The sequence below is a fragment of the Gluconobacter aidae genome, from assembly GCF_009547075.1.
GTDB lineage: Bacteria > Pseudomonadota > Alphaproteobacteria > Acetobacterales > Acetobacteraceae > Gluconobacter > Gluconobacter aidae.
The window spans coordinates 38,673-44,851 of record NZ_WIPH01000020.1 but is presented as its reverse complement, the minus strand read 5'-3'; the positions used below and the strand labels follow the sequence as shown (position 1 = coordinate 44,851).

At 60.7% G+C, this 6,179-nt stretch carries 6 protein-coding genes; 1 reads left to right on the top strand and 5 read right to left on the bottom strand.

All coding sequences use genetic code 11. The annotated features are described in order from the left end of the window. Nucleotides 1-363: 363 nt before the first annotated feature. Genes atpC through atpH form a run of 5 tightly spaced genes read right to left on the bottom strand, consistent with a single transcriptional unit; the run spans nt 364 to nt 5,278 of the window. A complete protein-coding gene (atpC, locus tag GFJ39_RS09545; RefSeq protein ID WP_153431109.1) occupies nt 364-780 on the bottom strand; it encodes an ATP synthase F1 subunit epsilon in 417 nt (138 codons plus the stop codon). A 4-nt stretch (nt 781-784) separates the two neighbouring features. Further along, nucleotides 785-2,248, bottom strand: coding sequence for a F0F1 ATP synthase subunit beta (gene atpD, locus GFJ39_RS09540; protein ID WP_153431108.1), 1,464 nt, complete (start codon nt 2,246-2,248; stop codon nt 785-787). A 22-nt stretch (nt 2,249-2,270) separates the two neighbouring features. Next, nucleotides 2,271-3,161 (bottom strand): F0F1 ATP synthase subunit gamma, encoded by an 891-nt coding sequence (locus tag GFJ39_RS09535; RefSeq protein WP_153431107.1) that lies wholly within the window; start codon nt 3,159-3,161, stop codon nt 2,271-2,273. 9 nt (nt 3,162-3,170) lie between these two features. Continuing rightward, nucleotides 3,171-4,706 carry a F0F1 ATP synthase subunit alpha gene (gene atpA, locus GFJ39_RS09530; protein WP_153431106.1) on the bottom strand — a complete coding sequence of 512 codons (1,536 nt, stop codon included), beginning with the start codon at nt 4,704-4,706 and terminating at the stop codon, nt 3,171-3,173. Next, nucleotides 4,706-5,278 (bottom strand): ATP synthase F1 subunit delta, encoded by a 573-nt coding sequence (atpH, locus tag GFJ39_RS09525; RefSeq protein WP_325062901.1) that lies wholly within the window; start codon nt 5,276-5,278, stop codon nt 4,706-4,708. Before atpH ends, atpA begins: the two co-directional genes overlap by 1 nt. Nucleotides 5,279-5,605: 327 nt before the next feature. On the opposite strand from atpH, the gene GFJ39_RS09520 reads away from it, so the two are divergent. Next, nucleotides 5,606-6,169, top strand: a complete 564-nt coding sequence (locus tag GFJ39_RS09520) for a cupin domain-containing protein (RefSeq protein WP_153431105.1) — start codon at nt 5,606-5,608, stop codon at nt 6,167-6,169. The last annotated feature ends 10 nt before the right edge of the window (nt 6,170-6,179 follow it).

Below are 6,179 nucleotides of genomic sequence, written 5' to 3'. Positions count from 1 at the left end.
TCTCGTTTTCTTTGAATTTCCCGATTTGACGTTCATTCATCGCCATCTGGGCAGCCAGAGACTGCGCGTTATCGCGTCTATCGCCTCACATAGCGTTCTTTGGGAAAGTTTTCCTGCTCGGGGAATAGGTACTCGAGCGAAACTACGAGACTTCTGAGTGGGAGACAGCAGGCGCCCTCACCTCACCAAAGCTCCAGAACACCCCCAGATAACACACCCAGATAATACGCTTGATGGTTCGACCCGACGTCATTTCAGGCAGCGGCGCATGCCTGCGAATGAAGAGTTTTGGAAAATGGCAAAGAAAAACCCGCCTAACCTTGCGATGAAGCGGGTTTTCAAATGTGGTCTGAAAAAGTCGGATCAGGCCTGACCGTGCTCCTGAACAGCTTCCAGCTCCGCGCGAACCGACTGCAGTTCGCGACTGATCTGGTCGTGCATATCCACGTCGTTCGGACCGATTTCGGCCCAACGGCTTTCCAGATCCCGCAGACGGGCTTTGGCCTCATCCACAGACAACTCACTCATGAGCTGGGCAGAATCCGCGAGAATGATGCAGTGATCCGCACCCATATCGGCGAAACCGCCCGTCACGAAATAACGGTCCATGATCTTGTCGCCCTGATAGAGGGCAACAACGCCGCCCCGCAGCTGAAGCATCAGCGGTGCGCGGTCCGGCATGGCTGCAATATCGCCTTCCATACCCGGGACCACGGCCATATCGACATCACGTTCGACAAGGCGCTTTTCCGGGCTGACGATCTCGATGCGAAGCGGCATCGAATCAGGCCTCCTGCTTCATCTTCTCGGCCTTCGCGATGGCCTCGTCGATATCGCCGACCATGTAGAAAGCACCTTCCGGCAGGTGATCGTACTCCCCGGCCACGACCGCCTTGAAGGAGCGGATCGTGTCTTCCAGCGAGACCAGCTTGCCCGGCGCACCCGTGAAGACTTCGGCCACGTGGAACGGCTGAGACAGGAAGCGCTGGATGCGACGGGCACGGCCAACGATCTTCTTGTCGTCTTCGGACAGCTCGTCCATGCCGAGGATCGCGATGATGTCCTGCAGACCCTTGTAGGTCTGGAGTGTCTGCTGGACCTGGCGGGCGACCTGGTAGTGCTCTTCACCAACGATCTTCGGATCGAGCGAACGGGACGTCGAATCCAGCGGATCAACAGCCGGATAGATACCCATTTCCGCGATCGAACGGTTCAGAACCGTCGTTGCATCAAGATGCGCGAAGGTCGCGGCAGGCGCCGGATCGGTCAGATCGTCAGCCGGAACGTATACGGCCTGAACGGACGTGATGGAACCCTTCTTCGTGGAGGTAATACGCTCCTGCAGGGCGCCCATTTCGGTGGCCAGCGTCGGCTGGTAACCCACCGCGGACGGGATACGGCCCAGAAGCGCGGAGACTTCGGAACCAGCCTGCGTGAAGCGGAAGATGTTGTCCACGAAGAACAGGACGTCCTGGCCTTCTTCGTCACGGAAGTATTCGGCAAGCGACAGACCCGTCAGGGCGACGCGCGAACGGGCTCCCGGCGGCTCGTTCATCTGGCCATACACCAGCGCAACCTTGGAACCCTCGGTCGAACCGTCTTCGGCGATCTTGATGACGCCTGCGTCCTGCATTTCGAAATACAGGTCGTTACCTTCACGGGTACGCTCACCGACACCAGCGAAGACGGACACGCCGCCATGGGCTTTCGCGATGTTGTTGATGAGTTCCTGAATGATGACCGTCTTGCCGACGCCGGCGCCACCGAACAGGCCGATCTTGCCGCCCTTGAGGTACGGGCAGAGCAGATCGACGACCTTGATGCCGGTCACGAGGATCTCGGACGCAGCGGCCTGATCTTCGAAAGCAGGGGCTGGACGATGGATCGGGAAGCGCAGTTCGCTGCTGATCGGACCGCGCTCGTCGATGGGCTCACCGACGACGTTCAGGATACGGCCGAGCGTTGCCGGTCCAACCGGCACCATGATCTGCTTGCCCGTGTCACGGACTTCAGCGCCACGGACCAGGCCGTCGGTCGTGTCCATGGCGATGCAGCGGACCTGACGCTCGCCGATTTCCTGCGCAACTTCGAGAACCAGCGTGTGATCGCCGTTCTGGACGTGCAGGGCGTTCAGGATGAAGGGAAGATCGCCTTCGAACTGCACATCCACGACGGGGCCACGCACCTGGGTGACGCGACCGACCACGTTGTTGGCAGCTCCGGCAGAAGGGGTAAGGGTTTCAGACATCGGATTCGTCTCCTGCGTGATCTCAAACGGCTTCTGCGCCGGAGATGATTTCGATCAGATCGTTAGTGATGTTGGCCTGACGCGTACGATTGTACTTCTGCGACAGACGATCGATGGCCTTGCTGGCGTTGCGGCTGGCATTGTCCATCGCGGTCATGCGCGCACCCTGCTCGCCAGCAGCACTTTCCAGCAGGGCCGAGAAAATCTGGACCTGAAGGTTGCGCGGCAGAAGCTGCGTCAGAAGCGTCGTCTCGTCCGGCTCGAATTCATACTGGGCCGTGTCGGCATCAGGGGCCGCATTATCGTTCTCGGGAACCGCGAGCGGAACCAGAGGCGCCTGTACCGGAACCTGCGTCATGGCATTGAGGAAGCGGTTATAGACCAGCGTGCAGCGATCGATCTCGTCCGCTTCCAGCAGGGTCACGATACGGTTTCCGATGTCGGTGGCCTTGTCGAACCCGACATCCTTGCCTTCGGTTCCGGCCAGACGATCAATAATCATCTCCGGATAGTGACGCACGAGGATATCTGCCCCCTTGCGACCGACCGGCAGGATACGAACCGTCTTGCCTTCCGATACCAGCGTATCGACCAGCTGACGGGCACTGCGGACGATATTGGCGTTGAAGCCGCCCGCAAGACCACGGTCGGAGGTCAGCACCACCACGAGATGGGTCTGGTCCTTGCCCGTTCCCGCGAGAAGGCGCGGCAGACTTGTCGCGTCCTCACCCCGGGTTGCCGTCGCCAGCTCCGCCATCATGCGACGCATGGCGTCGGCATAGGGGCGAGCCGCTTCGGCCTGCATCTGGGCGCGTCGCAGCTTGGAGGCTGCGACCATTTTCATCGCGTTCGTGATCTTGCGCGTCGATTTGACGCCCGTGATCCGTCCGCGCAGTTCCTTCAGCGAAGCCATGGGCTATCCTCAGGCCGAAAAACGCTTGCCGAATGCTTCGAGCAGCTCCTTGAGCTTGCCTTCCGTCTCCGGCTTGATTTGGCGGTCATTGCGGATGGCCGTCAGGATATCAGAACCCGCACCACGCAGTTCGGACAGGAGAGCAGCTTCGTAGGCCACAACCTTGTCCACGGCGATCGGATCAACATAACCACGCGTACCGGCGTAAAGGACAACAACCTGCTCTTCGACGGGCAGCGGGGACGTCTCAGGCTGCTTCAGCAGTTCGACAAGGCGGGCACCACGATCGAGCTGTTTGCGGGTGGCTGCGTCCAGATCGGAAGCGAACTGCGAGAACGCAGCCATTTCACGATACTGCGCCAGTTCCAGCTTGATCTTGCCGGCAACCTGCTTCATCGCCTTGATCTGGGCTGCGGAACCCACGCGGGATACCGAACCACCGACATTCACGGCCGGGCGGATGCCCTTGTAGAACAGATCCGTCTCAAGGAAAATCTGACCGTCGGTGATGGAGATCACGTTGGTCGGGATGTAGGCTGCCGTATCGCCAGCCTGCGTCTCGATGACCGGCAGGGCCGTCAGGGAGCCGCCGCCATGGGCGTCGGACATCTTGGCCGCACGCTCCAGAAGACGGGAGTGCAGGTAGAACACGTCACCCGGGAACGCTTCACGGGCCGGCGGACGACGCAGCAGCAGGGACATCTGACGGTAAGCCACAGCCTGCTTGGACAGATCGTCATAGCAGACCAGAGCGTGCATGCCGTTGTCACGGAAGTACTCACCCATGGCGCAGGCCGTGTACGGCGCGAGATACTGCATCGGAGCCGCATCGGAGGCCGTAGCGGCGACAACGATGGTGTATTCCATCGCGCCATGCTCGGTCAGCGTGCGGACCAGATTGGCCACCGTGGAACGCTTCTGGCCGATGGCGACGTAGATGCAGTACAGGGACTTCTTCGGGTCACCTTCGGCATTGACCGGCTTCTGGGCGACAATGGTGTCGATCAGGATCGCGGTCTTGCCCGTCTGGCGGTCACCGATGATCAACTCACGCTGGCCACGTCCGATGGGAACGAGAGCGTCGATGGCCTTGATGCCCGTCTGCATCGGCTCGCTGACCGACTGGCGCGGCATGATGCCCGGAGCCTTTACTTCGGCGCGACGGTATTCGACATCCGTCAGCGGGCCGCGGCCGTCGATCGGGTTGCCGAGACCATCGACAACGCGTCCCAGCAGACCCTTGCCAACCGGAACTTCAACCACGGACTTCGTCCGCAGGACGGTGTCGCCCTCGCGGATGCCATCACCGTCGCCGAACAGAACCACACCGACATTGTCGGCTTCAAGGTTCAGCGCCATGCCCTTGAGGCCTGTGCCTTCGAACTCGACCATTTCGCCGGCCATGACGTTCGTCAGGCCGTAGACGCGGGCGATGCCGTCGCCGATGGACAGGACCGTGCCCGTCTCGGAAACGGTCTCGACCTGGTCGAACGACGCGATCTGCTGCTTGAGGATGTCCGAAATCTCGGCGGGACGGATATCCATCACGCGGCTCCCTTCATGGCGTTCTGCAGGCGGGTCAGGCGCCCGGCGATCGAAGTGTCAAACAGTGTGGAACCGATCCGCACGGTCATGCCGCCAAGCAGGGCGGCGTCCGTACGTTCGGTCATGGACACGCGGCTGTAGCCGGCTTCGGCCAGTCGGGCCTGAAGCTGGCTGCGCTGCATGTCAGTCAGAGGCTGTGCGGAGCGGACTTCGGCAACGACTTCACCGCGCAGGGCGGAATCGAGGGCCAGAACACCGTCCAGAATGGATGCAAGATCAGGCAGGCGGCGATTATCGGCAATGACGCCAACAAAACGACGCAGAACGTCGCCGAAACCGAGTTTCGACATCAGGACATTCGAAACCGTCTGACCCTGGCGGATGTCCATCCGGGCGTCAGCCAGGAATTTCCGCAGGTCGTCGCTTTCGGAAATGGCGGTACGCAGCGCCTTCACTTCACCCAGAACATCGGGAAGTTTCCCCTGCTCCGAAGCAAGATCATAAAGCGCACGGGCGTAGCGCTGGGCCAAGCCCCCTGTCTGTCCAACCTGCGGCACCTGTGTCACCGTCACACGCGTGTTCCGTCTCACTAAATCCGCCGCAGAGTGCGGCCGGAACCGGCTTATCCGGCTCCTTGCATCAAAACTGTCCGGACCGGGCGCACACATCCCTGCGCAGGATTCGTCTGAAACCCGGTCCTCCACGTGGCGCCGCCTCTAGCACGCTGTCCGGTTCCTGCGCAACCGAGACGATACGCAAAACCCCGTTCATCCGTCCGTCGCCTGAACGAAGGTTTGCGTTTTCCATGACCGGACTGGCATGACGGAGGTTTCACGGCGATTTTTCGGGGGATCTTTCTCCCGTCCAACACGCTCCCCACAAACAGCCACGGAAACCCGATGACCCTTCATAAGCGCGTCTTTTTCCTGCTGGGCACCCTGTCCATCCCGACCCTGCCTGCCCTGATCCCGATCACGGCAGCCCAGGCGACCTCCGTCGAGGACAGACCCTCCTTCCCGACCATTTCCTATTGGGACAACTGGACCGACCCGCAGGGCGTCACACATCTGACCAAATGCAAAATATCGACATTCCACGAAGCCTCGACCACGTCGGCTGAAACTCCCGACGCAGGCAAGGTCATGCTCAGCACGCCTCATGATGGACCGGCAACGATGACGATACAGGTTCAGCCCCCGCACTGGAAAGGCGGATGGGACGAAAGCCATCATGTCCAGTGGATCGTGCCGCTGTCGGGGATCTATTTCGTCAAAGCGATGGACGGGACCAGCGTTGAACTCAATCCGGGCGACGTCCTGCTCAGTGAGGATCTGGCCCCAGCAGGTCGCGGCGCGGATCCGAAAGGGCACCTGTCAGGAAATGTCGGCAATGCCGCTGTCGCATTGCAGGTTCTCCGGTTCGGAGAAGCGACGCCATCACACATACCCTGTCAGAGGCAGTGAAGGCAGACAA

Bases quoted from the DNA above. Each gene is read 5' to 3' on its own strand.
- atpC (WP_153431109.1), bottom strand. From the start codon at position 780: ATGCCGCTTCGCATCGAGATCGTCAGCCCGGAAAAGCGCCTTGTCGAA.
- atpD (WP_153431108.1), bottom strand. From the start codon at position 2,248: ATGTCTGAAACCCTTACCCCTTCTGCCGGAGCTGCCAACAACGTGGTC.
- GFJ39_RS09535 (WP_153431107.1), bottom strand. From the start codon at position 3,161: ATGGCTTCGCTGAAGGAACTGCGCGGACGGATCACGGGCGTCAAATCG.
- atpA (WP_153431106.1), bottom strand. From the start codon at position 4,706: ATGGATATCCGTCCCGCCGAGATTTCGGACATCCTCAAGCAGCAGATC.
- GFJ39_RS09520 (WP_153431105.1), top strand. From the start codon at position 5,606: ATGACCCTTCATAAGCGCGTCTTTTTCCTGCTGGGCACCCTGTCCATC.